At 38.9% G+C, this 24,971-nt stretch carries 25 protein-coding genes and 1 riboswitch; of the genes, 4 read left to right on the top strand and 21 right to left on the bottom strand.

The genetic code is table 11. The features are described 5' to 3' along the window. Positions 1 to 336 precede the first annotated feature (336 nt). From N693_RS20530 to N693_RS0103815, 4 genes are all read right to left on the bottom strand, one after another. Positions 337 to 699 carry a hypothetical protein gene (locus tag N693_RS20530; RefSeq protein ID WP_025783449.1) on the bottom strand — a complete coding sequence of 121 codons (363 nt, stop codon included), beginning with the start codon at positions 697 to 699 and terminating at the stop codon, positions 337 to 339. Positions 700 to 848: 149 nt separating this feature from the next. Beyond that, positions 849 to 1,532 (bottom strand): DUF3169 family protein, encoded by a 684-nt coding sequence (locus N693_RS0103825; RefSeq protein WP_025783448.1) that lies wholly within the window; start codon positions 1,530 to 1,532, stop codon positions 849 to 851. Further along, complete coding sequence (locus N693_RS0103820) at positions 1,529 to 1,735, bottom strand: helix-turn-helix transcriptional regulator (RefSeq protein ID WP_025783447.1); 207 nt, start codon at positions 1,733 to 1,735, stop codon at positions 1,529 to 1,531. Before N693_RS0103820 ends, N693_RS0103825 begins: the two co-directional genes overlap by 4 nt. Before the next feature lie 378 nt (positions 1,736 to 2,113). Beyond that, complete coding sequence (locus N693_RS0103815) at positions 2,114 to 2,548, bottom strand: Rrf2 family transcriptional regulator (RefSeq protein ID WP_025783446.1); 435 nt, start codon at positions 2,546 to 2,548, stop codon at positions 2,114 to 2,116. A gap of 212 nt (positions 2,549 to 2,760) precedes the next feature. Here N693_RS0103815 and N693_RS0103810 point away from each other — a divergent pair, with 212 nt between their 5' ends. After that, positions 2,761 to 3,399: an NAD(P)-dependent oxidoreductase gene (locus tag N693_RS0103810; protein WP_025783445.1), complete on the top strand. Its 639-nt coding sequence runs from the start codon at positions 2,761 to 2,763 to the stop codon at positions 3,397 to 3,399. Positions 3,400 to 3,853: 454 nt separating this feature from the next. On the opposite strand, the gene N693_RS0103805 is transcribed toward N693_RS0103810, so the two are convergent. Both N693_RS0103805 and N693_RS0103800 read right to left on the bottom strand, forming a co-directional pair. Beyond that, entirely contained in the window at positions 3,854 to 4,276 is a 423-nt protein-coding gene (locus N693_RS0103805) for a DUF1284 domain-containing protein (protein WP_025783444.1), read from the bottom strand. Positions 4,277 to 4,522: 246 nt separating this feature from the next. Continuing rightward, the gene (locus N693_RS0103800) at positions 4,523 to 6,013 is read right to left on the bottom strand and encodes a peptide MFS transporter (protein WP_025783443.1); all 1,491 of its coding nucleotides are present in this window, start codon (positions 6,011 to 6,013) and stop codon (positions 4,523 to 4,525) included. A 297-nt stretch (positions 6,014 to 6,310) separates the two neighbouring features. Continuing rightward, positions 6,311 to 6,488, top strand: a riboswitch (Lysine riboswitch). Positions 6,489 to 6,607: 119 nt separating this feature from the next. Between N693_RS0103800 and dapA the strand changes: the two genes are divergently transcribed. Next, on the top strand, positions 6,608 to 7,492 hold the full coding sequence (gene dapA / locus N693_RS0103795; RefSeq protein ID WP_025783442.1) for a 4-hydroxy-tetrahydrodipicolinate synthase: 885 nt from the start codon (positions 6,608 to 6,610) through the stop codon (positions 7,490 to 7,492). Positions 7,493 to 7,619: 127 nt separating this feature from the next. Here the strand turns inward: dapA and N693_RS0103790 are convergent, their stop codons facing one another. The 11 genes from N693_RS0103790 to N693_RS0103740 form a co-directional block, all read right to left on the bottom strand. After that, positions 7,620 to 8,702 carry a tartrate dehydrogenase gene (locus tag N693_RS0103790; RefSeq protein WP_025783441.1) on the bottom strand — a complete coding sequence of 361 codons (1,083 nt, stop codon included), beginning with the start codon at positions 8,700 to 8,702 and terminating at the stop codon, positions 7,620 to 7,622. A gap of 29 nt (positions 8,703 to 8,731) precedes the next feature. After that, positions 8,732 to 9,730 carry a D-isomer specific 2-hydroxyacid dehydrogenase family protein gene (locus N693_RS0103785; protein WP_025783440.1) on the bottom strand — a complete coding sequence of 333 codons (999 nt, stop codon included), beginning with the start codon at positions 9,728 to 9,730 and terminating at the stop codon, positions 8,732 to 8,734. Between the two features lie 21 nt (positions 9,731 to 9,751). Next, the gene (locus N693_RS0103780) at positions 9,752 to 10,939 is read right to left on the bottom strand and encodes a thiolase family protein (RefSeq protein WP_025783439.1); all 1,188 of its coding nucleotides are present in this window, start codon (positions 10,937 to 10,939) and stop codon (positions 9,752 to 9,754) included. Between the two features lie 2 nt (positions 10,940 to 10,941). Further along, the gene (locus N693_RS0103775; protein WP_025783438.1) at positions 10,942 to 12,102 is read right to left on the bottom strand and encodes an acyl-CoA dehydrogenase family protein; all 1,161 of its coding nucleotides are present in this window, start codon (positions 12,100 to 12,102) and stop codon (positions 10,942 to 10,944) included. 13 nt (positions 12,103 to 12,115) lie between these two features. Then, complete coding sequence (locus tag N693_RS0103770) at positions 12,116 to 12,895, bottom strand: enoyl-CoA hydratase/isomerase family protein (protein WP_025783437.1); 780 nt, start codon at positions 12,893 to 12,895, stop codon at positions 12,116 to 12,118. Between the two features lie 13 nt (positions 12,896 to 12,908). Further along, on the bottom strand, positions 12,909 to 13,754 hold the full coding sequence (locus N693_RS0103765; RefSeq protein ID WP_025783436.1) for a 3-hydroxyacyl-CoA dehydrogenase NAD-binding domain-containing protein: 846 nt from the start codon (positions 13,752 to 13,754) through the stop codon (positions 12,909 to 12,911). A gap of 132 nt (positions 13,755 to 13,886) precedes the next feature. After that, positions 13,887 to 14,537 (bottom strand): 3-oxoacid CoA-transferase subunit B, encoded by a 651-nt coding sequence (locus N693_RS0103760; protein ID WP_025783435.1) that lies wholly within the window; start codon positions 14,535 to 14,537, stop codon positions 13,887 to 13,889. Beyond that, complete coding sequence (locus tag N693_RS0103755) at positions 14,524 to 15,210, bottom strand: CoA transferase subunit A (RefSeq protein ID WP_025783434.1); 687 nt, start codon at positions 15,208 to 15,210, stop codon at positions 14,524 to 14,526. The genes N693_RS0103760 and N693_RS0103755 overlap by 14 nt, the downstream gene beginning before the upstream one ends. Before the next feature lie 248 nt (positions 15,211 to 15,458). After that, a complete protein-coding gene (locus tag N693_RS0103750) occupies positions 15,459 to 16,937 on the bottom strand; it encodes a sodium/proline symporter (protein ID WP_025783433.1) in 1,479 nt (492 codons plus the stop codon). A gap of 47 nt (positions 16,938 to 16,984) precedes the next feature. Next, a complete protein-coding gene (locus N693_RS0103745; protein WP_025783432.1) occupies positions 16,985 to 18,145 on the bottom strand; it encodes an FAD-binding oxidoreductase in 1,161 nt (386 codons plus the stop codon). 40 nt (positions 18,146 to 18,185) lie between these two features. Next, positions 18,186 to 19,163 carry an ornithine cyclodeaminase family protein gene (locus N693_RS0103740; protein ID WP_025783431.1) on the bottom strand — a complete coding sequence of 326 codons (978 nt, stop codon included), beginning with the start codon at positions 19,161 to 19,163 and terminating at the stop codon, positions 18,186 to 18,188. Between the two features lie 156 nt (positions 19,164 to 19,319). On the opposite strand from N693_RS0103740, the gene N693_RS0103735 reads away from it, so the two are divergent. Next, positions 19,320 to 20,519, top strand: a complete 1,200-nt coding sequence (locus N693_RS0103735; RefSeq protein WP_025783430.1) for a sugar diacid recognition domain-containing protein — start codon at positions 19,320 to 19,322, stop codon at positions 20,517 to 20,519. A gap of 556 nt (positions 20,520 to 21,075) precedes the next feature. Then, positions 21,076 to 21,276: a cold-shock protein gene (locus N693_RS0103730; protein WP_025783429.1), complete on the top strand. Its 201-nt coding sequence runs from the start codon at positions 21,076 to 21,078 to the stop codon at positions 21,274 to 21,276. Between the two features lie 319 nt (positions 21,277 to 21,595). Here the strand turns inward: N693_RS0103730 and N693_RS0103725 are convergent, their stop codons facing one another. Genes N693_RS0103725 through N693_RS0103710 form a run of 4 tightly spaced genes read right to left on the bottom strand, consistent with a single transcriptional unit; the run spans position 21,596 to position 24,970 of the window. Next, positions 21,596 to 22,168, bottom strand: a complete 573-nt coding sequence (locus N693_RS0103725; protein ID WP_025783428.1) for an RNA polymerase sigma factor — start codon at positions 22,166 to 22,168, stop codon at positions 21,596 to 21,598. A gap of 55 nt (positions 22,169 to 22,223) precedes the next feature. Then, positions 22,224 to 23,438: a hypothetical protein gene (locus tag N693_RS0103720; protein WP_025783427.1), complete on the bottom strand. Its 1,215-nt coding sequence runs from the start codon at positions 23,436 to 23,438 to the stop codon at positions 22,224 to 22,226. 12 nt (positions 23,439 to 23,450) lie between these two features. Next, on the bottom strand, positions 23,451 to 24,284 hold the full coding sequence (locus tag N693_RS0103715; RefSeq protein ID WP_025783426.1) for a hypothetical protein: 834 nt from the start codon (positions 24,282 to 24,284) through the stop codon (positions 23,451 to 23,453). Then, complete coding sequence (locus tag N693_RS0103710; RefSeq protein ID WP_025783425.1) at positions 24,281 to 24,970, bottom strand: ATP-binding cassette domain-containing protein; 690 nt, start codon at positions 24,968 to 24,970, stop codon at positions 24,281 to 24,283. Before N693_RS0103710 ends, N693_RS0103715 begins: the two co-directional genes overlap by 4 nt. Between the last annotated feature and the right edge of the window lies 1 nt (position 24,971).

The following is a 24,971-nucleotide window of genomic DNA, read 5'->3' as shown; positions in this document are numbered from 1 at the left end:
TTAGCTACTTGAGGACATCCCTGAAGTACCCTGCCATACTGAGAATCTTCTTTGTATTTGTTGACATGACTGTAATATAAGTCGTTCGGTACGCTAAATCGTCAAACATCTCTTTTTTTCCTTTGTGAATATCGAATTTAAGCATTCGTCTCGAGAGGACTTTATGGATCCCATAGAATTCACGAGCTTTGGTGACATCCCCGCTTAAGGACAATAGAGATTTCATTTTACCGAATAATGTTGTGGATAACTTTTCTGCCGCAGGCTGAGATATCTTTATAAGATCTTTAAGATTTATAGAGAGAAGCTTCCTTTTCGGATTTCTGTATAGAAACCCTACTCCCATTGGCTTCTTTCAAGATAGTTCCCCTGCTCATTAACAGGTAAAATAATATAAATATTAGAGCCAAGCCCGCTCATGACAGGACGTACATACTGGATTCGTTTAATGATTTGGAGTTTCCCCAACTTACAAATCGTGCGTCTCACAATGGAATTCGACTTCCCCAATTTCTTTTCTATCGTTTCATGTTTCAAATGTGCAGCTAAATATTTTACGGAGCAGTATCGGATCATTTCAAGAATCGCCCGATCCGTCTTATTCAGCTGGTTCCAATGAATGTCTAAATGTTGACCTGCTGCTGGATCCATTTCTTCTTTAGTTTCGAATTGAGCATAACGAGATAAATAGTGTGTCATTTTAAAATCCCCCTTTTCTCTAAATAGAGTAGGGGGATCAAAAAGTAGAAAGGCGTTTGTCTTTATTGAACAATAATACGTGTTACATATTGGCATTGAACATAATCATTAGGATTGATTTCCTAAATGATTTGGCATACATGATCAAATTACGTTTTTTTGCGAATGAGTAAATAATATTGAGCATTGGATCCTAAGAGAACGGAACTCACGACAAAGATGGCGAATAATTGTGAAACACCTGTACCGATTGAATACAAAATGAGAAGAAACAACCCTATAATGAGCGTACCATTCAGCATATTGTAAGAGCGATATAGTCCCTCCAACATCACATGTCGCTCTCCTTCATCAGAGGCCGCTAACAACTTTTTCGCATAATCCTTTTCCGAAACGGAAGGCAAGTTGCGATCTGGATAGAATCTATTGATCATACTTGAAACACCAATGGACAAAGCAAATGCAATCATTACTGAGACCGTGGAAGCTAGCTCAAGCCAAGTAGGTTGATTGGTAATGAGTGAGATTGCTGTAGATACAATTCCGATCACCACTGTTGTAATAACAAGCAAGTTTGTATCGCTAAACTTTTTGTACAGCCATATGTCCATCTCATCTTCTTCATCTTCCGAAAGGTTATCACTCGATTTTTTCCACATTTGCAGGATGCTTAATACAATATAGAGTAGTAAAGCAGCGGTGAGTGTGGTTAAGATTACGTTCACATGATATGCAATGGATAGAAAATTAAAGTCCATTTGAAATGAAAGCGTCGTGTACATGGCAATAAACCCTACTACAGCACCACATAATACATAAATGGCCATTCTCATTCAATCTCCTCCTCTTCGAAAAGAAAAACACTTTCAATCGCCTCATTAAATATCCTCGCAATTCGAACAGCAATAAGTAAAGACGGGATAAATTCTTCCCTTTCGATTAAACTGATCGTCTGCCTCGACACGTTAGCTCGTTTTGCGAGCTCGGTCTGATTCAATCCATTTCGTGCACGCAACTCCTTCAAACGTGTTCTCACTGATCTCACCTCTTATCGAAAAGTGTAACGTATGGATTTCATTTTGACAAGTATATTTGTCAATTTGACTAATTTACGTTTCATAAATGCAAAAAAACGAATCCATCTTAAAGGATGAGTTCGGTTATGGTTTCGTCAGTCTCAATAACACTTCCCGCTTCGGTTAATTCACAAAAAAAGTTATTAAAAAAGGGCGGTCATGTTATTCAACAGTCGGAATATTTAATTGAGTAATGACTATAGCAAATAAATGTATAACAGAAGTAAAAGCATAGTTTTTAAATGAGTAAAGAGAAACGATGGAAAGCTATGTACTGAATGTCAAGGAGAGTTTTAATATTGGTTAAGAAAAAACGACATTCGAACAAGGAATGTCGTCTAACTTATATTTTCTTTTTTAATAATGTCATTCACAACATCTTCAACAGATACATTTCCGAGAGATTTCTCTAATGCTATTTGAGCAACTTCAAACAGCGGTACTATTGTTTCTTGAATATTCCTTCCTACAGGACAATCAGGATTTGGATTTTCGTGCACGGAAAATAACTCTTTTTCCTGTACAACATTTACTGCCTTATAAACATCAAACAGTGTTATATCTGATAATTTCATTGCGAGTTTAGCTCCTGCAATCCCAGGTTGAACTTTTACTAACCCCGCTCCTTTAAGCATCCCTATAATCTTCCTAATTACAGCAGGGTTTGTATTTACACTTCCCGCTAAAAACTCAGATGTACTTATTCCATTTTTATTTATTTCAATAAGAGCTAGTATATGAATACCTACAGAAAATCGACTACTAATTGACATGATTCTCACCTTTCATAACATAAATTGATGTACCACCATAATACACCTGTAACAAATATTATTACAAGTTTATTCATGTTAGATAGTAGTGAATTATTATGAACAAAGTGGGTAGAGTGTTAAAAGTATTGACAAAAACCTTTGTTGTAACTATCATGTTTACATGTAATCGTTTCGATTACAAATAACGCATTCTTAAAGGAGATAACAAAATGAAAGTTGCAATTATTGGAGCAAGTGGCAAAGCAGGAAATCTTATATTGAAAGAAGCAGTAAGCCGAGGACATGAAGTGACAGCCATCGTAAGAAATGCCTCAAAACTTGAAGAGAAAAATGTTGCTGCTATTGAGAAAAATATATTTGATTTAACATCTGAGGATTTGAAAGAGTTTGAGGTAGTTGTTAACGCCTTTGGTGCCCCTCTTGGTCAAGAGCAAGCCCATGTCGATGCTGGACATGCTTTAATTGAAGCACTAAAAGGAACAAATGCTAGAGCGATTATTGTAGGTGGAGCTGGAAGCCTTTATGTTGACGAAAACCAAACCATCACGGTGATAGAAACACCTGATTTTCCTGACGTATTTATCCCGACTGCTAAAGGTCAAGGACGCAACTTACAAGAATTACAAAAGTCTTCTAACATTACGTGGACATTTATTAGCCCTTCTGCGGTATTTGATGCTGAAGGAAAAAGAACGGGTTCTTATCAGTCTGGAAAAGATAATCTTTTAGTTAATTCAAAAGGTGAAAGTTACATTAGCTATGCAGACTATGCTATTGCAGTATTAGATGAAATTGAAAATCCTCAACATATAAATGAACGTTTTACAGTTGTCGGTGAAGCAAAATAAGTATTTGTGAATTTACAATGCCATTAGTGTTAACGCTAATGGCATTTTGTTATCATTTTTTCATTAAAATCTATAGCGATTGACAGTAGTGATGGACACGATTGGTAAAGATGCTCCAATCTTTTTAAAAGGATCGATTTTATATCTTCTTTTATTAATATGTAGTTTGTGCCAACTGTTCACTTCGGTATATTTGCTTCCTAGAGCATTATTAACGTTGGATATTGTTTTGTCTTTTTGAAGAGTATCGTACTCAAAAATAGAAGCGTTGGTTCCACCATCGCATATAGGAGTAATTGAACACCAACATATGTAGAAATTATCTGATTTCCCGATAATACAAACCTGCTCGTCAAGACTTAAATACATATCAAAAATAATTTCTTGAACGACATTAAAATCGCCACTACCTCATTTGTACGATGAATCAGATTAAGCTCATCCATTTTCATTCTCATTTCTTTTCCACTTTCGTTAACCCTTTTGCTTCAATTACCCGCTCGACCCCTTGTTCACAAAATCCATAAGAGCGCCATGAACAACTTTCACAGACAACATTTATATCCGATGCTTTCACATTTACACGGATTCGGCGTTCCAATTCCCGCCACGGTAACACATCACTGAATTTTAGACCGAGGCGCTTTACGATTTCCTTATCTCGTATGTAAATCCCTTTATCTTCACAATGGTATGGCTGATCATCAGGAAACTTCTCGCATAAGTGATCTGGTCCTTTAATGATTTGGATCAAAGTATCCGGATGTTCACGCAAAATAGTATGGATTTCTGTCATATTCACTACATATTCCTCCGAATAGCCCATACCTCGATATCCGAGTAAACAAAAAATATGATGACCTCTTAATTTGATCATAAGATACTTCTCCTCTGTTACATGCTTGTTTTGTATAACTCAATAAAAATTATAAACGCAGTTAGAAACACGTTCTAGTTTCATCAGGTATACAGCTCTTTCAAAATCAACTCCCCCTATACTACCATTTTCCATAACTCTAAGCAGATTCAAAACAAATTAAAAGAGAGGTGAGTATCGCTACTCCCTCTCTTTTCTTCTTACATGTAAAAGTGCTCACCCTAAATGTAAATACCTAGAAATAACTTATCGAATCCCTCTCATAAAGCGCATAATGATTGGTGAAATGAAGAACAGTATAATCCCTGTTAAAATGGCCACTCCGCCAATTGTACCAAAATAGAGTACTTCTGTTTCAGCAGAGTATAGCTTAACCAGCTGTGCGTTTAGAGCTTGAGCTGCAGCGTTCGATAAGAACCACAAACTCATAGTCTGTGCAGAAAAGGCAACAGGTGCAAGCTTTGTTGTTGCAGAGAGACCAACAGGAGAAAGACATAGTTCTCCAACTGCAACAAAGAAAATGCTGAGCACAAGCCAAAGTGGATTGACGAGCGTATCGGATCCGCCAAAATAACCTGGCAGTAAAATTACGATAAATGACAAACCGGCGAATAACAGACCCAGTGAAAACTTCTGTGGGATATTGGGCTGACGATCCCCAAGCTTAACCCAAATCCAAGCAAACATTGGTGCAAGAATAATAACAAATAATGGCCAAAACGATTGGAACCAAGCAGGTGAAATAACAATGCCCATAAAGTTTAAATTCGTTCGTGTATCTGCGTAAAGTGCTAAAATAGTCGATCCTTGCTCAGCAATCACCCAGAACAATACAGATGCAACGAAAAGAGGAATGTAAGCCAAGAGTCTTGCCTGCTCAACTTCATTTGTTTTTGGGCTTCTATACATGACAACAAAATAAGCTGTCGGTATTGCAATAGCGAGAATTCCAATTAGCCCTACAAACGAATCGAACGTTAGCCAACCTTGAGGAATGGCGATTGCCACCATCACACCAATAAGGATTCCTACGACAGTGAAAGTAGAATAAATTCGTTTTTTCTCTGAAGATAATAATGGATTCGCAACTCTAGTGCCTGCGTGTCCGAGGTTTTTTTTCTTAGTAACGATAAATACCGTTAACCCGACGAACATCCCTACTGCCGCTACTCCAAATCCAAGATGGAAACTTGTCTTCATAAGACTTCCGGCAATAAAAGGTGAAATGAATGCTCCCATATTGATTCCCATATAAAAGATACTAAATCCTGCATCTCGTCGGTTATCATTTTTAGGATACAACTCACCAATAACACTAGAAGCATTTGGTTTCAATAAGCCTGTTCCTAGAACAATGAGCACCATTGATACGAAGAACATTGTTATATTTCCTGGTATCGCTAACGCTATGTGACCAAACATAATAAGAACGCCGCCATAAAAAACGGACTTGGAAGTTCCCAATACTCGATCGGCTAACCATCCACCTATGATTCCTGACATGTAGACGAGTGAACCATAAATCGACATGATAGATAGCGCTACGGTTTTGTCTAACTCGAGTCCCCCATTCGATACCTCATAATACATGTAGAACACGAGAATAGCCCGCATTCCATAATACGAAAATCGCTCCCAGAATTCAGTGAAAAACAAAGTAAATAGACCTTTTGGATGTCCAAAGAAACCCGTCTGTGGGATTTCTTCTAGCAATTCTTGATTTGATACTTTTGTCAAAAGAACCCCTCCTTAAATATGAACTTATAATACATGTAAGCGCTTTAAATTACTATAGTAATATTACTAAATAGCCGAATTTCTAAAATGAAGATTATTGTCAATTATTCATTTTTTAAAACCTAATTCTCACATTGCAGTTATTTTAAATAACTTTATCTATTATTTATATTTTTGTTCCTAACTAGTCACTGTTATCTACTATTTAAATAATAGTCACTTTCTAATAGTTGCATTTTTATTCGATACAGTGTAAGATACATGTAATTAAACATTCACTTATTTCGTAACTTTCGAAATGAGGATAGAGGCGCAAAAACCATCAGTACACAATCTGAGAATGATGAGATTCGACGACGATTGTAGAAAGGGGAATTTGCCGAAGTGGCGAGATGCTCATTATCTCAAAGCTGGTTCTGGACTGAACAAGTGCAGAACTGTCATATAGGAAACTATATGGAGGGCTATCTGATGCAGAGAAATAATTTATTATTTCCAAGCAACAGCGTTCTCTCGCTGTTGCTTTTTGCGTTTCAGGATACACTGCCTTCCACCTCTATGTTTTGGATAAAAACAAAAGGAGATGGAGAACAGATGAATTTTGGACAACTGATTACCGCTATGGTTACCCCATTTGATGAGCAAGGAGAAATTGATCTTGTTGCTACCCGCAATCTGGTTAATCATTTACTCGAAAATGGTACAGATGCTTTGGTCGTTGCAGGAACAACAGGAGAATCGCCGACATTAACACAAAAAGAAAAGGTTAATTTGTTTGAGTTTACTGTACAGGTGGTTGCAGGAAGAGTGCCCGTTATTGCAGGGACAGGATCAAACAATACAAGAGAGTCCATCGAGCTGTCACAGCAAGCGGAAGCAGCCGGTGTCGACGGCATCATGCTCGTAGTTCCCTACTATAACAAGCCTTCTCAAGAAGGAATGTACCAACACTTTAAAATAATTGCAGAATCTACTTCGCTGCCAATTATGCTATATAATATCCCAGGACGGAGCTCGGTCAATATGAGTCCCGAAACGATTATCAGACTCGCAACTATTCCGAATATCGTAGCTGTCAAAGAGGCTAGCGGAAACTTGGATGCGATGTCGGATATCATCGAGAATACTCCATCGAACTTTGCGCTTTATAGTGGGGATGATGGTCTGACACTTCCTGTCCTCTCTATTGGTGGAGCTGGTGTTGTGTCTGTTTCTGCCCACGTCATAGGGCCTGAAATGAAAACAATGATTGGCCATTTCAATAACGGTCGTATTCGTGAAGCGTCGACATTGCACCGTCGTATGCTACCGATCATGAAAGAATTGTTCTCAGCTCCGAATCCCTCACCTGTGAAAGCTGCCTTGAACTTAGAAGGAGTCGCAGTGGGCGGCGTCCGATTACCTATGCTGCCTTTGACAGATATGCAATTGAATTCGTTGAATCGTGTGCTCCATCATCAAGACAAGATGCTTATTTAACACTAGAAGTGCTCCTGTGTTCCATATAAAAGCAGCTCATTCCGCTTGTTACATCGGAATGAGCTGCTTTCAATTTTCACTCAATAGATTTATCATACCGCTAATATAGCAGTGAAATATTCTTGGGTTACCCTACTTCACTAACTTTTGCTGAGAGCAATTCGACAAACCGGTTCCCTAATTGTGAGGTCGATGCTCCCCCACCTAAATCTGAGGTAAGTGCTTCTTTTTCATATAGTATCTCTTTAATTGTAGATAAAATAGTTTTCCCCCATTTTTCTTCTCCAAAGTAGTCCATCATTTGACTAACCGACCAGATCGCAGCAATTGGATTAGCAATTCCTTTTCCTGAAATGTCCGGTGCTGAACCGTGTACAGGTTCAAACATCGCAGGATAGCTACGTTCGGGATTGATGTTTGCGCCAGTCGCTAAGCCCATGCCACCAGTGATTGCTGCCCCTATGTCAGTTAAAATATCTCCAAAAAGATTTGATGTAACAACCACTTCAAAACGTTCAGGCTCCGTTACAAAGTAAAGACTAGCTGCATCCACAAGATACGAATACGTTTGTACATCAGGGTATTCTTTTCCGACCTCGTCAAACACTTCATCCCAGAACACCATGGAATAGTTCAAAGCGTTCGCTTTACTAATGCTCGTCAATGTCCGGTTTGACCTGTTTGCTTCTTCGTATGCATACCGAATAATCCTTTCCGTCCCTTTCCGAGAAAACACCCCAGTTTGCAAGACGACTTCTTCTGCTTTCCCTTTAAATAGCCAGTCTCCTACACCTGCATACTCACCTTCACTGTTTTCACGAATCACAAGAAAGTCTATTTCCTTTGCTGTTTTGTCTTTCAACGGCGTGAGTGTTGGGTTCAATAATGTAATCGGTCGGAGATTCACATACTGATCAAATTCTTTTCGAATCCTAAGCAACAAATCCCATAAAGAAATATGGTCTGGCACACCGGGATACCCTACAGCTCCCAGATAGATGGCGTCGAATTCTTTAAGCTGCGCAATCCCGTCGTCCGCCATCATCTTGCCGTGATCCAAATAATACTCGCATCCCCACGGAAACTCTGTGAACGAAAAACAAATGGACGGATCTAATTTCTCAATCGCTTTTAATACTTTTACACCCTCTGAAACGACTTCCGGACCTATTCCGTCTCCTGGTATGAGCGCAATTTTAAATGTCTTCATAATTTCCTCCTGTACTCTAGATCAGTGATTTATCCTCTATTTAACTTAACAAGTTTTTCAGCATTTGCTACAACAGATAATTCTTCACCGTGAATCGCCTTTATTAAGTTTTCAGCGATCACAACTGATGTTTTTTTTGCAGCTTCGATACTGATTCCGCCAATGTGTGGGGTCATCGTGATTTCATCCATACCGAAAAACGGATGATCCCCCTCTGGCGGTTCCACTGCAAATACATCAACTGCTGCCCTCAGCATAGTCTTATTCTTAAGAGCCTCAACTAAATCTCCTTCATTCAAAACACCTCCACGAGAAGTATTAATCAGAACGGCAGACGGCTTCATAACCTTGAATAATTTATTGTCGATCAATTCTCTCGTTTGTTCGGTCAGCGGGATATGGAGACTAATTGCATCGCTTCTTCTGAACACATCCTCCATGGATGTAGTCAATTCCACTCCTAGGGAATCTGCAAGCTCTTGTCTTGCATCTGAAATCGTTCGCACGTAGGCAACTACATGCATTTCAAATCCGTTCTTCACTATTTCCGCCACTTTTTGAGCAATAGAACCGAACCCAATCAGTCCAAGAGTTTTCCCCTGTAGTTCAGTTGTATATCTTCCATCCCTAAAAGAGAAATTCCCTTTTTGCATTTCTCTATGAAACATACTTATATCTTTCATGGCAGATAGCAGTAAAGCTACAGCATGTTCTGCAGTTGCGGTACTGTTCATTTTCGGGGCATGTAACACTTTTATTCCTTTAGTTGTCGCATACTCCACGTCTATATTGTCAAGTCCGATTCCAGCGCCTGATATGGCAATCACATTTTCACAGTGATTTAAAACTTCAGCGGTAATTTTTGCAGGGGCTCTTAAAATAATTCCATCAACAGAATTCTGTCGTAAGTACGTAATGATTTCTTGCTCATCAAACTCATGAAATTGTTTCACTTCTGCAAGTTCTCTCAGCTTTTCTTCCCCATCAGGATGATACATCGGCAATATTTGAACGATATGCAAAGACAATGGACAACACCTTTCTTCAAGTCATTGTAAGTTTTCGATAATCGTGGTAATTCCCTGGCCACCGCCGATGCAAAGTGTTACCAATCCATATTTCGAATCTCTACGTGCCATTTCATGAAGTAATTTTGTCATAAGAACCGCGCCTGTAGCTCCAATCGGATGACCAAGCGCTATGGCTCCACCATTCACATTCACTTTTTCAATGTCCATTCCAGTCCCTTTAATAACAGATAAAGCTTGAGCAGCAAATGCTTCGTTTAACTCAATCAAGTCAATATCATCAATTGTTAGCCCGCATTGCTCTAACGCTTTCAGTGTAGAAGTCACAGGTCCGATTCCCATCACTTCTGGAGAAACGCCACTCACTGCTTGTGCAATGATTTTTGCTTTCGGATGTAATCCATATTCCTTCAATTTGTCTTCTGACATCATGAGTATGACAGATGCACCATCATTTCTTCCGCTAGCATTTCCAGCAGTGACAGATCCACCTTCTTTAAAGACGGCTCGAAGTTTTGCCAGTTGCTCTTTCGTCGAATTTCTTGGATGTTCGTCCACCTCAAAATGGAAACTACTTTTCCTCGACTTTACTTCAAAAGTAACGATTTCGTCCTTGAAACGTCCATCCTGAATTGCTTTTTCAGCAAGAAGTTGACTTCTCATCGCGAACTCATCTTGTTGCTCTCGTGAAATATTATAGTGTTCAGCTAAATTTTCAGCCGTGTACCCCATTGTCAATTCCCCATATACTTCTGCAGGCTGTGAACAAGGTTGACTCTCCGTATTCGGGTCTAGGATCATTCCGTTCCCCGCACCGAAACCATACCTCGCCTTTCGAATGTAATATGGAGCCGTACTCATACTCTCAGCACCACCCGCAATCACCACGTCTGATAACCCTAATCGAATTTGTTGGTCCCCATTATTGATGGCTTGTAAGCCTGAACCACATTGGCGATGGACTGTGTATCCTGGAACGGTGACTGGTAGTTCTGCTCTTAATGCAGCGAGACGGGCTAAATTCGACGTATCAGCACTTTGTTTAGCCTGACCTAAAATAACTTCATCCACTTCAATGTCTTTGTTTGTTCTTGCGATCACTTCCCGAATCACTTTTTCCGCCAAATGATCGACTGTGATGTCTTTAAGTGACCCACCCATTCTGCCAACCGCAGTTCTTACCGCTTCAACAATATAAGAATCCCGCAACTTTACAGCCCCTTATTTGCATAATCACGTTTCAGTTCACTGGCTATGATGTTTCTTTGAATCTCGGAAGTGCCTTCATAGATTTTTGTAATTCTAGCATCCCGATAATAGCGTTCGATTGGATAGTCTTTCATATATCCAATACCCCCGTGGATTTGTAGAGCCAGATCTGCAACTTTGTTATACACTTCTGAAGCAAAAAGTTTAGCGATCGCTGCTTCTTTTACTACACGCTTATTCTGATCCGTCATCCAAGCAACCCGATACGTCATGGAACGAAGGACTTCAATTTGCATACTGATTTCAGCAAGCATATGCTGGACCGCCTGCATGTCGACAATCTTTTGCCCAAATTGTTCTCGTTCATGCGCATATTCGAGAGAGTGTTCCAGCAATCTAACACATGATCCTAAGTTTCTTGCAGCTAAACCTGCTCGACCATTCGCAAGGATTTTCAGAGCATTAATATAACCGGATCCTTCTTCGCCTAAGACGTTTTCCGCGGGTACTTCCATATTGTCAAAAAACAATTCAGCAGAATGAGAACCTCTTAAACCCATTTTCTGTTCTACTGACCCGAGGATGAATCCAGGTGTGTCTTTTTCAACGATGAACGAAGTGATTCCCCGCGCCCCCTTTGAACTGTCCGTTACCGCCATTACAGTGAAGACATGACCGTCTACAGCATTCGTAATATAATGCTTGGACCCGTTAATGATGTATTTATCGCCTTTTTTAACAGCAGTTGTTTTCAAGTTCGCAGCATTTGAACCAGCACTTGGCTCAGTCAATCCAAACGCACCAATCCATTCTCCCGTAGCCATCTTCGGCAAGTATTTCTTCTTCTGTTCTTCCGTTCCAAGGTCCACAATTCCCACGGTCCCGATTCCTGTATGAGCACCGATCAGAGTGGTAAATCCATTATGTGTTTTTCCAAGCTCTTCATAGATTGCACATTTACCGACCATATCGAGTCCAAGCCCACCATATTCCTCTGGGATTCCAAGACTGAAGAGTCCCATCTCTTTAGACAGATCCACAATTTTTTTTGGAATACGATCGTTTTCTTCAATCACCATTGCAACCGGTTCAACTTGTTCTTTGACAAACTTTTTGACGTTTGCTCTTAAAAAATCGATGTCCTCCGTAAAATTGAAATCCATACCATTTCTCCCCTTATCGATTGATGAAATTCGCAGTTCTTTTCTCTAGAAATGCTAGCGTACCTTCTCTCTTATCTTCAGTAGTAAAAGCGACTGCCTGGGATAGTTTCTCAATCCACATCGCTGTTCCAGAATCGATATCGAATCCTTTATGGACTGCTGCTTTTACAAGTTGTACGGCTACTGGACCTTTTTTCATGACGTCAGAAGAAATTTTCCCCAAGGTCTCATTTAACTTGTCTTCATCTGTTAAATAAGTAACTAAGCCTATCCGCTCCGCTTCCTCACCATCAACTATTTTCCCAGTCAAAATCATATCGAGTGCACGTCCTTTCCCTATGATTCTGGAAAGACGTTGCGTACCACCTGCTCCAGGGATGATTCCTAAATTGAGCTCTGGTAATCCAAATTTTGCTCGTTTCGTTGCTACTCGGATATCACAAGCTAACGCTAATTCGCATCCACCACCAAGAGCAAATCCAGTCACCGCAGCAATGGTCACTTTCGAACAGCCTTCAATTTTAGAGTACAATCCTTGCATTCCAGGGATAAGCGCTTCAAGAGCCTCCCGATCATGAAGTTGTTGAATATCCGCTCCAGCGGCAAATGATTTCCCACCCGCACCTTGGAGAACTATTACTCGAACTTCCTTGTCCAGTTCAGCATCCGAAAAAGCTAAATCGATTTCCGATAGTGTTTTTGCGTCTAGTGCATTTCTAATTTCTGGGCGGTTAAGTGTGAGGTACATAATGCCTTCTTCTTTTTCCACAACAACGTTAGTGTAAATTTCGATTTTGTTTCCTCCCTTACGTATATTCGTAAAATCCTTTACCACTTTTCTTTCCAAGGCGTCCCGCTTTCACATAGTTGACAATTAGAGGACACGGTCGATATTTCTCACCTAACGTTGCATATAAATATTCCATATTTCGAAGTCTTGTATCTAAACCAACAAGATCGGCAAGCTCTAATGGACCCATTGGATGATTAAGACCTAACTTCATCGCCTTATCGATATCTTTAGCGGAAGCAACACCTTCCATCAGCAGATTCATCGCTTCATTGCCAATTAAGCAGTTCATTCTGGAAGTTACGAAACCAGGAAACTCGTTGACTTCAATAGCTTCTTTTCTAAGTGACTCAGCAATACCTTTTACTAATTCAACTGTTTCATCGGACGTTTCGAGACCTCTAACCACTTCAATCAACTTCATTTTATGGACTGGGTTAAAAAAATGCATAGCGACGACTTTGTCAGGTCGAGAAGTTTGGGCACCAATTTCTGTCGGACTCATAGTCGAGGTGTTAGTAGCCAGAATCGTTTCCGACTTACAAATATGATCTAGCTTCTGAAATACTTCAATTTTCAATTCGATTTTTTCAAGAACAGCTTCGATAACTAGATCTGCTTCTTTAGCTGCATCTTCTAAATTGGATTCATAGACCAGATTCATTTTTGCACTTTTGTAGTTCTCTTCTTTTAGAAAGCCTCCAAGAAAGCTTGAATCTAGTAACTCATCGATATCTTTTTTTGCTCTAGCGAGTATTTCACCGTTCAAATCATTCAAAACCACTTTAAATCCAGACACTGCGCACGAATAAGCGATACCTTTCCCCATGACACCGGAACCGACAATTGTGATTTGCTTCAATACTCAGCCTCCTCAATAATTACTAGTTACTGGTTTATTTTCTGTGTTGATTACTTAGGATAAAGGATTACTCCTCTGGCAACATGCTTGTCTAATAAACGTTCAATCTTCTTCAGAAACATCGTCTCCCTATTAGGTGTTCGTTATCTCTGAATTGTATTCAAACTCAGCTCCAGTTATTTCTTTTAGTTCATCTATACTTATATCAGACAAGATCTCAACGAGTTTCATCGTTCCATTCTCATATCTAAAAACAGCATGTTCTGAAACAACTAAATCTGCTTTGCGTATTCCACTCGACGGAAATGTCAGTTCCTTCACAAGTTTTGGTACCCCATTTTTGGATGAATGTAAAGTCGCTACAATGATTTCGTTTGCTCCTGCAACTAAATCCATAGCTCCTCCAACACCTAAAATCGTTTGGCCAGGTACTGCCCAATTCGCGATTTCACCTGTCTGATCGACTTGCAATACCCCTAGGACCGCTACATCAATATGACCGCCTCTAATCATTGCAAACGAATTTGAACTATCAAAGAGTGAAGCCCCAATTTCCATTGTGATAGGCGCTTTACTAGCACTGATCAAATCCATATTCACTTCGGCTGCAGATGGAGTAGGACCCATTCCTAGCAAACCGTTCTCAGATTGCAAAACAAGTTTTTTCTCTCCTAAATAATCTGGTATCAATGTCGGAATCCCAACCCCCAGATTGACAACTTGGCCTTGTTTTAATTCTTGGACAATACGTTTCGCAATTTTAATGCGATTAATCTGATTCAACGAAAACACCTGCCTTCTTCACGTAATGACTCTTTACGATATAGTCTACATAAACATGAGGGGTTACAATTTCCGAAGGCAACAGGTCCCCGTTTTGAACGATTTCATCCACTTCCGCAATGACGATTTTACTGGCAGTCGCCATTACCGGATTGAAATTTCTCCCTGTATGGTCGTACACTAAGTTTCCTAAATGATCTGCTTTATGCGCCTTGATAAGAGAAACGTCTCCTTTGATTGCTTTTTCCAATATGAATCGCTCACCATCAATCACCTTCTCTTCTTTTCCTTCAGCTAATTTGGTCCCCACCGCTGTCTTGGTATAGAAGCCACCGATGCCTGCGCCTCCACATCGTACAGCTTCTGCTAAAGTTCCTTGTGGGATCAATACAATCTCCAGTTCACCATCAACCCATGCTTGGACCGCATCTCGATTTGTCGTAAAGTAAGACCCAATAGCTTTGCTTAATTTCTTCTCTTTTAAAAGAATCCCCAATCCCTTACCAGGCTCACCTAAGTTATTACTGACAACTGTAAGATTCTTTAATGGAGAAGCTGCGATTCCATCTATTAAAGTCAATGGGGTTCCAGACATTCCAAAGCCACCAACGAGCAGTTTGTCACCATCTTTCACAAATTTGATAAACTCTTCTTTCTCCAACAATTTTTCCAAATTCGATCTCCTTCCGAATTAGACTAAAAACTCACACTTGACTATCTTGAAATTTTAAAGTCTGAACCTATTCACCAAAATTGAATTGGTTATTCTCCTTCACTCCATGTATATTCCAAGTTCTTACCTGTCATACTTTCTATTTTCAGAAGTACAATGATGAAGTTTGTGTTATGTACAAACAAAAGACACAAACACTAACGTCTGCGTCTTCTGTTAATCTCTACTCAATGCGATGTTCGTCTATCTTAAAGTGTGGTAGACTCCTTTGCTTCTATAGGAGTTGAATTCTGTTCTTCTTCTTTTTTATCTGGGAACAGTAGACTAAAGACGATACCGAATGCCGCTGCGATGAAGAACGTTGTAAAACGGGATGTCGCAATCGCATCGAGTGGTGTTGAAATCCAAATAACTGTACTCACGAAGCCTGAGATAATTGTAGCGATGACACCGATTCCCGAATACCGTTTCCAAAGGAACGTTAACATGACTGCTGGCGACAACGTACAACCAACTCCAGCCCACGCCCAACTGACTACGAGAAACACCAGTGATTTTGACGTTAAGGCGATTACTAAACCAACAATTCCTGCCCCGACAATTGTGAGCCGTGAAATTGCCACTAATTTCTTTTCAGAAAGCTTTAAATTCATGGCACGGTGTATGATGTCTTCACTAACGGAACTTGTAATGACCAGTAACTGTGAATCTGCAGTAGAAATGATTGCTGCAAGGATCCCTGCAAGTAAAACACCTGCGATCCATGGTGGCATCAAGTCCAGAATCATATAGGGCAAAATCATCTCAACGTCTGCAAATACTTGACCTTGATATAATGTAAGTGCCGTAATCCCGATCATGAACGCTCCACTGTAAGCTAAAATCGTCCACGTGATAGCGACGAAACTTCCTTGTTTTGCTTCTTTCTCACTTCTCAAGGCCATAAATCGTGCACTCAACTGGGGTTGCCCACCAAGGAAACCGAAAAACCAAGCGAAGTTGTTAAAGAGTAACAAACCTAATGAAAACCCAATTGCTCCCCCCGTCCAAGAATCCATCGATGGTCCTGCAGCAACGAGAGCATCACTGATCGACAAGTCGGCAGCTGAAATTTGGAATAAGGCTACAATCGGTAATACCACTAATGTAACTAGCATCATGATGGATTGAATCATGTCTGTCCAAACGACCGTTACGAACCCACCCACATAGGCAAGGATCACGACAACAACAATGCTTAAAATGGCTCCGACCTTTGTAGGGATATTAAAGACAGCCAACAAAGTTTTTCCGGCTCCAGCAATCTGTGCTCCAAAATAGAACATCATAAAACTGAAAATAAGAATAGTAGAAAGCCAAAGAATGAGCTTACCTTGTTTACCGAAGCGAGCTGCTAGAAAACTAGGAAGTGTCAACGTCCCGGTCTTCTCTGCTTCCTTCATAAATCGTTTCGCTAAGAACAACCAAGAGAAGATAATATCTGAAGCAATTCCGACTGCAACCCAAACACCGGATAATCCTGTCGCAAAAACAAAACCGGTGTATCCTAGCAGGAGCCATGCTGACTCCCCAGTAGCACGTTCCGAAAATGCTAACGCCCAACCTGGCAACTGCTTCCCACCTAAAAGGAAATCTGCATGACTTTTCGTACTGCGACTAACGAGATATCCAACAATCAGCATTATCAAGAGATACATGACGAATTCGACCATAATAATCGTATGCAATTCACTCAGCTCCTTTGGTTTTCTCATTACACTTCATACAACTCTGTTTACACAATCGCATCTTCTAACACTAGATCATTCTCTGCAAATCGTTCTACACGAAGCGGCGTAAGATCGAGCGTTTCATATTTCCCTTTACAAATCAGTTCAGCCAATCCGAGACCGACTCCAGGTGCTTGCTGCATGCCATGTCCACTGAATCCAAGTGCAACGTAATACCCTTCCATCTGTGGGTGCTCTCCGATAATCGCATTTTGATCGATCGTATTATGGTCGTACATCCCAGCCCAACCCGATTCCAATTTAAGACTCTCAAAATTTGGAATTCGATGCGCTAAAATCGGCCACAAATGATCAAACGAGGATCGCTTCCATTTAAAATCGATACCAGGTTTTACATTATCCGAAAATCCCGCGACTACCCGATCCATCTCATGACGGAAATAGACTCCAGTCGGATCAATTGTAAGCGGCAACATTTTCTCCAATCTCTTCGTAGAGTCAAAGACATACATCTGGCGTTTCAATGGGACAACCGGCAACGGCAAACCAATCTCTTCGCTTAATGCAGCACCCCAGGCACCTGCACAATTAATGACAATCGGTGAAGTGTAAATGGTTCCGTCACCTAATTGAACCCCCTTCATTCGTCCGCCTTCTGTTAGTAATGAAGAAACTTCTGCTGTTACATAATCTACCTCTAAGTGTTGGGCATTTTTCCGATAGGCCTGCATGACCGAATAGGGGTCCAGATAACCATCTTCTTTACAGAATAATCCTCCTGCTAAATCACTTGTTTCAAGCTCTGGGATGATGCTCAGTAAATCGCTTGTCGATAGGATTTCAGATGGGACTCCGAGAGAATTTTGCAATTTGAGTTGCTTTTCATAAGCAGGCAACATCCGATCAGTCGCTAAAAATAAATATCCCCGTTGTTTGAAGTCAATTTCAGCCTTGTCCCCATTTACGGCCATGTCTTCTGCAAAATTTCTATAGACTTCCAAACTGAATCGGCTTAGCTGGATATTAATAGACGTCGAATATAATTGCCGGAAACCACCTGCACTTCGGGATGTGGATGAATACTCATATGTTGGATCTTTTTCAAAAACTAGAATACTCCCCTCGAACCCATTCTTGCGCAATGAAAAAGCTGTGCTCGAACCCATGACTCCGCCACCAACAATGATAATATCCGCTTTTTTCATAGCCTGTACCCCCTAAAATAGTTGTTCAACTTGCGATATATCATGTAAGGTCTACCGTTACTCCTACCATATTTTTGCAAGCTTTGTCGTAAAAGTATTTTGCAATGACGATATCAGCAATGGCTAATCCGACTGATTTGAATACAGTTACCTCCTGTTCACTTTCTCTTCCTGTTAAACTCCCACTTATAATTTGTCCAAGTTCGCCGTGGATTCCATCTTTGGAATACAGTCCAGATTGGATAGGAACTACTAAATCCCCCGCTTCTTCTAATGCTGATTCTATGGACTCCACCACTACTTTAGCTGCATGGCAAATGGCTGAAGTCGGTAACTCTTGCATAGTTGGCTTAAAAGAACCTACTCCATTTACATGGACGCCAGGTTTTAGTGATTCTGTAAATACAGGGTTCATAGAGGTTGTAGCAGTGACAAGAATATCCGATTCTTTAACCACTTGGTTTGGATCATCGCAAATGACAACTTGCTTGTTGAACTTATTTACGACAAACTCGGAAAACGCAATTGCCTTCTCTTCACTTCGATTGTGAACAAATATGGTATCAATATCCCTCACAGTTAGAATTGCTTCACACAGCCCTTTGGCTTGTTCACCTGTACCGATAATCCCTAATGTTTTAGAATCTACACGAGATAAGTACTTTGTCGCAACACCTGATAAGGCTCCTGTCCGTAATCGTGTTAAGTAAGAGCCTTCCAGTAAAGCAAGTGGTTCTCCTGTTGTAATGTCTGTAAGTAACACAACGCCGTTAATGACCTTTTTTCCAATATTAATATTGGAAGGTACGACGTTTACATATTTGAGTCCCATTAAATGTAATCCTTCTGCTACTGACGGCATCACGACACCAGAGTTTTCAGTGCCAAACGGTAAAATCGTTCGAATGGGTGTATCGGTAGCTGACGCTGAAAATTCTTCCAAAGCAACCTCGATACATTGTAAAATTTCTTTCATATCCACTAGTTCCATTTGGCTTTTAGCACTCAAAACTAATATTTAAAACCCCTCCCACCAATTAATCTATTCTGTCTTACAATATACTTTCATATCTTGAAAGTAATACATCCAAAATGCACAACAATTTAGCACGAACAAAAACAAATTCTGGCCAGTTCATCGTGAAAGAGTTGAAAAATCAACTAGTGGAAAGGGATGAAAGAATTGCAGAACATTGGGCACTATGCACAATCAATCGTAGAACAGTTTTCTTCCATACTGAATATCCCAATTAGCATCACAGACAAAAATGGCATCGTTATAGGAAGCACAGACAATAATCGAATTGGCTCCCATCACATCGTTACTATGGAAGTGACTAAGTCAGGCAAGATGATGTTTTTCTCTAAAGAACAGGCTGCTAACCATGTGAACGTTTTACCTGGAATTGCTACACCTTTGAGATTCCAACAAGAAACAGTTGGTGTACTTGGTCTTATTGGAGACCCAGCAACCGTCGAACGGTACGTACAATTTGTCCAATCCCATATAGAGATGCTTCTAATGGAAAATTTCCGTTCAAGGACAGTTTCCGCTCAAATGGAAACGATGCGAGATTTTTTTACACGTCTTTCTAGTTACAAAGAGAAAGCTGATTTCATTAGAATTCGCAGCCATTGCAACATGCACGGATTTACATTAGGATTACCAAGGCGGTGCATTTTATTGGATCTACAATCATCTAAAGAGCAATCTGCGTCTACCCAAGAAATATCAACATTCCACCAAGCTGAACAAGAAATTTATCTATGCTTAACAAATTTATTTATTAAAAATGAACAAGATATCGTTGTTCCTTTATCTACGGGTCAGTGGCTTATTTTAATCTCTGACCATTCCGATGATGCGAGCATGGTGATGAAAAGGTTAGAGTTTGCATCGGACAAGTTACAGAACTTTTTAGACACAAGAGATTTAGTTACCAAGTTCATGTTTTCTTACAGCGCACCTTCTATTTCCATTGAAGAAATATTGAAGGATTATGAGCAATGTAGCAAAGCTTTGGAAATTGCCAAACGGCATCACTTCCAGCTATCTATCGTATCTGTTGACGACTGGGACTTACTATCCCAGGGTCTAGTAGAAGAGATCACACTCCCCTCTCAGTGGTCTCTTGACAATTACATCGAAAAATTAATGAATCATGTGAATGGTACTGTCCTCATAGACAGTTTTCTAGTGTATTGTGATGAGCAAATGAACATGAGCCAAGCCGGCAGAAAACTGCACATTCATCGCAATACTCTTTTATACAGATTGCAACAACTACAAGAAATATTGAGCATTGACTTGCATTCTTTTAAACAATGTACGCTTCTATATTTGGCCTTAAAAAAGCATCAACAATTCAAATAGACTACGTAGAATGAGGACTCCACTAAGTTTATTGGGTATGATTTTGAGGAACCTAATTGAAGATAGATTATTCAGAAAAAGTTTTGATACAATTTAATTGATTGCATAAATTACAAGACTAAAAAATCGGTCCATTTTGTAAATGAAATGTTAGTTGAGAAAGTAAATATTTCTATATTTCTTAATTTTTTTTGGGGGTATATTTTACTGAGTAATAGTAAGAAGTGATAATTTTCACTTTGAACGTATTAAGGACTGGTTTGAGAAAATTGGGCTAATGAGCACATCTTTAAGGAGTAGATTTTGCAGAGGAAAAATAAAGCTGTAGAGTCAATTTTAGAAAATAATGTTTAAAGGCGCGCTTTGTATATTGGGTCTGAGCCTATTCATTAAAAATATAAATAGTACTATTTGCTTTTCTGACATTTATCTGTTATGATTTAGATATATTATTTTTGTTCTTTTCAGATTGAAAATAAATTTTGTTTTTCGTCTAAAGTATTTGAGCAAGTATAGTAATTTATTGTGTGGATAACCGCACTAGGAGGCAATAATTATGGAACAAGGTACAGTTAAGTGGTTTAATGCAGAAAAAGGATTTGGATTCATCGAGCGTGAAGCTGGAGAGGACGTATTCGTACATTTCTCAGCGATCCAAAGCGAAGGTTTCAAATCTTTAGACGAAGGTCAAAGTGTAACTTTTGAAATCGAACAAGGACAACGTGGCCTACAAGCTACAAACGTTCAAAAAGCTTAATAATTGCTAGAAAAAGACCCTACTGTGTAGGGTCTTTTTTATATGCTTAGTAAAAACCTTCATTCCCATATCCAGCTAAGACGTGAACTTCAGGATCATGTGAATTGGTACAATCAGGTTTGAATCCACGGGATGCTTGATTATAAAACGCCTGTCGAGTATCGATTAGGGATCTTATAAAACAATTACAGCCTAGAGTTGACAAACCAGTAGAGAAAGACGTTAATTGTTTTGTTTATGGACTTATACGGTGAATAAAAAGGGCACCACATAATGGGCAACTGTATTTTTGTGGTGCCATCCTTATGACGAACACTAACTATACAAGGTAACCTGGACTTTCTACGTCCTTATACATGTCCCTCAACATCCGCTTAGCCCGAGATAACCTTGTTTTTATTGTTGAAAGATTTATATTCAAATGATGCTGGATTTCTTTCAAGGATTGGTCTTTAAAGTAAAAGAGCGTAATGACTTCTTCATACTTTGAAGGCAGCTGTCTTAATTTGTTTCTGATTTCTTCTTTATCAAAACTATTTATAACCTCAAATTCTGGTGTACACGCATCCTTATCGTTAAGTAGCTCCATACTTTCATGGAGAACAACTCGTTGACGGTAACCTTTTCGTAAATAATCAATACAATGATTGTTCGCAATCCGATACATCCAAGAATAGAAGGAACGTTCTCCATTAAATGTTTTATAGTTTAGATAGCACTTTACAAGAATTTCATGAGAAAGATCTTCTGCTAAATAACTATCTTTCACATAAGAAAGTGCAAGGCGATGCACTTTCTTCTTACATTCCATATAGAGATCATTATCTTTTTGCTCTTTCGTACTTAGGTCGAATTTTGCTAAAACAATCTCTTTATTTGATATGATGTTCACTTTGACCTCCTCTGTTCTATAAAGAAAGATTGACTCAAATCTATCTTTATAGATTCTATTTCACAAATAGATCGAACAAGGACAAATCGAAATTTTCATTATCTTTTGATGAACCATCTACAGCTACTTGACCTTTAAAAAGTGTTTTTCCTGTATACGCATCCGCAACAATTACATCTGCATTTATATCTGCATTCATTTGGGAAGATGCGATATAGAGTTTACCATCTTTTACGATTGTAATAGGTTCTGAAACAGTACCCTTTTCACCAGATAATTGGATATTATATGGTTGACCAACCGTATCGTCTCCTAAAAGATAAGGTGTTACTAGGAGATTTTGTCCGTCTAACATCATGAAGTAAATGGTAGAATCATCGAAGAAGCTGAGTCGATTACCTCCTAAATGCAATCCTGGGATGTTAATCGTTTCCTTTTCTTTAGTTTGTATATTGTAAGAGCTGATTTCCTGAATTACAACTTCATCACTTGTAGACTCCATATTTTCGCTTACTTTATTTTCAGTTTTCAGAAGAATAAGATGCTCGCTCGTTTTTGTAAGGCTTGTTCTAACTAGTTGTACATCAATAGTAGTATGCTTTTGTCTTCTAGAAAACTGAATAATTGCTTCATGATCTATCATTTTTTTAGTAGATAAATCGATTGTATAGATATGTTTTTCTTCATACTGTTTTCCACTATTGCTAATAAAGTTATGGGTGATGAGATATAATTTATCCTCATTAATTTGTACATCTTCTACAAGAAGATAATCCATTTCTTTACCTTCTGGAACATCCAACTTGAAGGAGTTGATAGTGTCATCCTCTTTGGTTAACACAGATATATCAAACTTATAGTTTCTTGATTTTACCGGACTAGATTCTACATCTGCATATGCTAGAAGCTGTTTATTCTCGAAAAATAAATCCTCCGAGTAATTTTTTCCTCTCATGAATGTACGATTTTTTTCTTGTAACCTCTTAATCACAGTCGGAGGGTTTCCGACAAATTGGTCTAAAAAGGAATTACTTTGATAAGTAGTACCTTTTGCGCTGATTGCAAGGTTCGAATTACCAATATTCATAGAAGAAATATCTATGTAGTAACCCTTCATTATCAACGGTGTAATCTCTTTTTCATCCCCGCTTAATGCATTGATATGAAACGTCGGAGATTGTTCCGCTGATGTTGAAGCATTCACATAGAAAGTACCAATACTAAGCACAATAACTATAATGATGGCAGTGAATTTCCAGTATTTTTTCATTTTTAACACCCCTTATACGGTAATCTTTTTCATTAACAGGAATCTACAAGTCCAAATAGATCCTGCGAGAACTAGGAAACCCATTATGATTTCAAGTACAAACATTTCAATTTTGTAGAAAAAGCCATTGAGAAAAAACTCATTTATAAGTAATGGTGAAATCATTAAACCAACAGCAACCGCACTATAAATGAGACCTCCTAGAATCCCCTTCCATTTGAAGCTTCTTTCCATTAAGATCGCAGTAAATAGAATACTAACAGCCAACACACCTGCACCATAGATTAAAACAAGTTCAATCGGGCTATTTGGAATGATGAAACTAAATTCGGGCATAATGGTGACAATTTCGTTCACGCTAATATCTCTTATAAACTCTTTAGGCACAATTGCTTTCATTAGTAGCGTTTCAATCGGTAGCATAATGAGTTGAATTGCAACTACTCCTAATGTCATAATTAAGATAGTGGTAATTTTTGCAAATAAAATATTCAATCTAGTCGTAGGGAGCATCAATAACCTGTAAATAAATGTATTCTTTCCAATCCAATCACGATACCAAATAATAAAGATATAGAAAACAACAGCAGCGACACAGAACCAAATAGAACCTAGGAACCACATGCTATTCATTATTTGTGAAAAACTTATTTTATCGTAATTTTCTAGAAACTGTGATTTCGATAACATTCCCTCATACATAATTTCATTAGCCATATTAAGATAATATCTTGATTGCACAATGACTCCTACAATCTGTATTACAAAGGTTACACCAAGTAAGACTGCAAACAGTTTCGCAATGCGATTAAATTCAAAGTTAACGAGCTTCATGTAATTTTTCATCTTTGATACACCTCTCTCATTACATCAATGACAGACTTCCCTTCGTTTTCACGTGCTTCTTCTGCGCTAAATTCCTTTGTAACCTTACCATCATCTAGAAGAACAACTTTATCAATTAAATGTTCAATATCCCCTACTTCATGTGTCGTAATAATTACACCGCGATTTTCAATCAAATGACTTGTGAATACATTTGCAATATCCTCTCGACTAAACATGTCAATTCCAGAGAACGGCTCATCCATTAATACATAATCCACATCAAGTGCTAGGCCAAGTAACAGGTTAACCTTTGCTGTATTACCTTTTGATAAGGAAGCAATTCGATCTTTCGGATCCAATCTAAAAAAACCTAGTAATTCGTTTGCGCGTTCCTGATTCCAACAAGTATAAAAGTCATTCATAAACTCCATCGCTTCTGCTATTTTCATGTGTGGAAGCATTGTAATAGTATCAGGGATAAAGGTGATTTTTTCGAATGAATTTTTAGTTAGCGGTTCTCCATCTATTAATATCTGTCCTTTATTAATCGGGGTAAGCGCCATTATTGCATTTAGAATCGTCGTCTTCCCAACTCCATTGATTCCTATTAAACAAGTGATTTCACCTTTGTTCGCTGTAAAAGATACGTCTTTTAATATTTTCTTACGTCCGTATTTCTTTTCAACCGATTTTACTTCAATCATG

It is taken from the genome of Sporosarcina sp. D27 (genome assembly GCF_000586555.1).
Classification (GTDB): Bacteria; Bacillota; Bacilli; order Bacillales_A; family Planococcaceae; genus Sporosarcina.
This window is presented reverse-complemented; position numbering and strand designations above follow the sequence as displayed.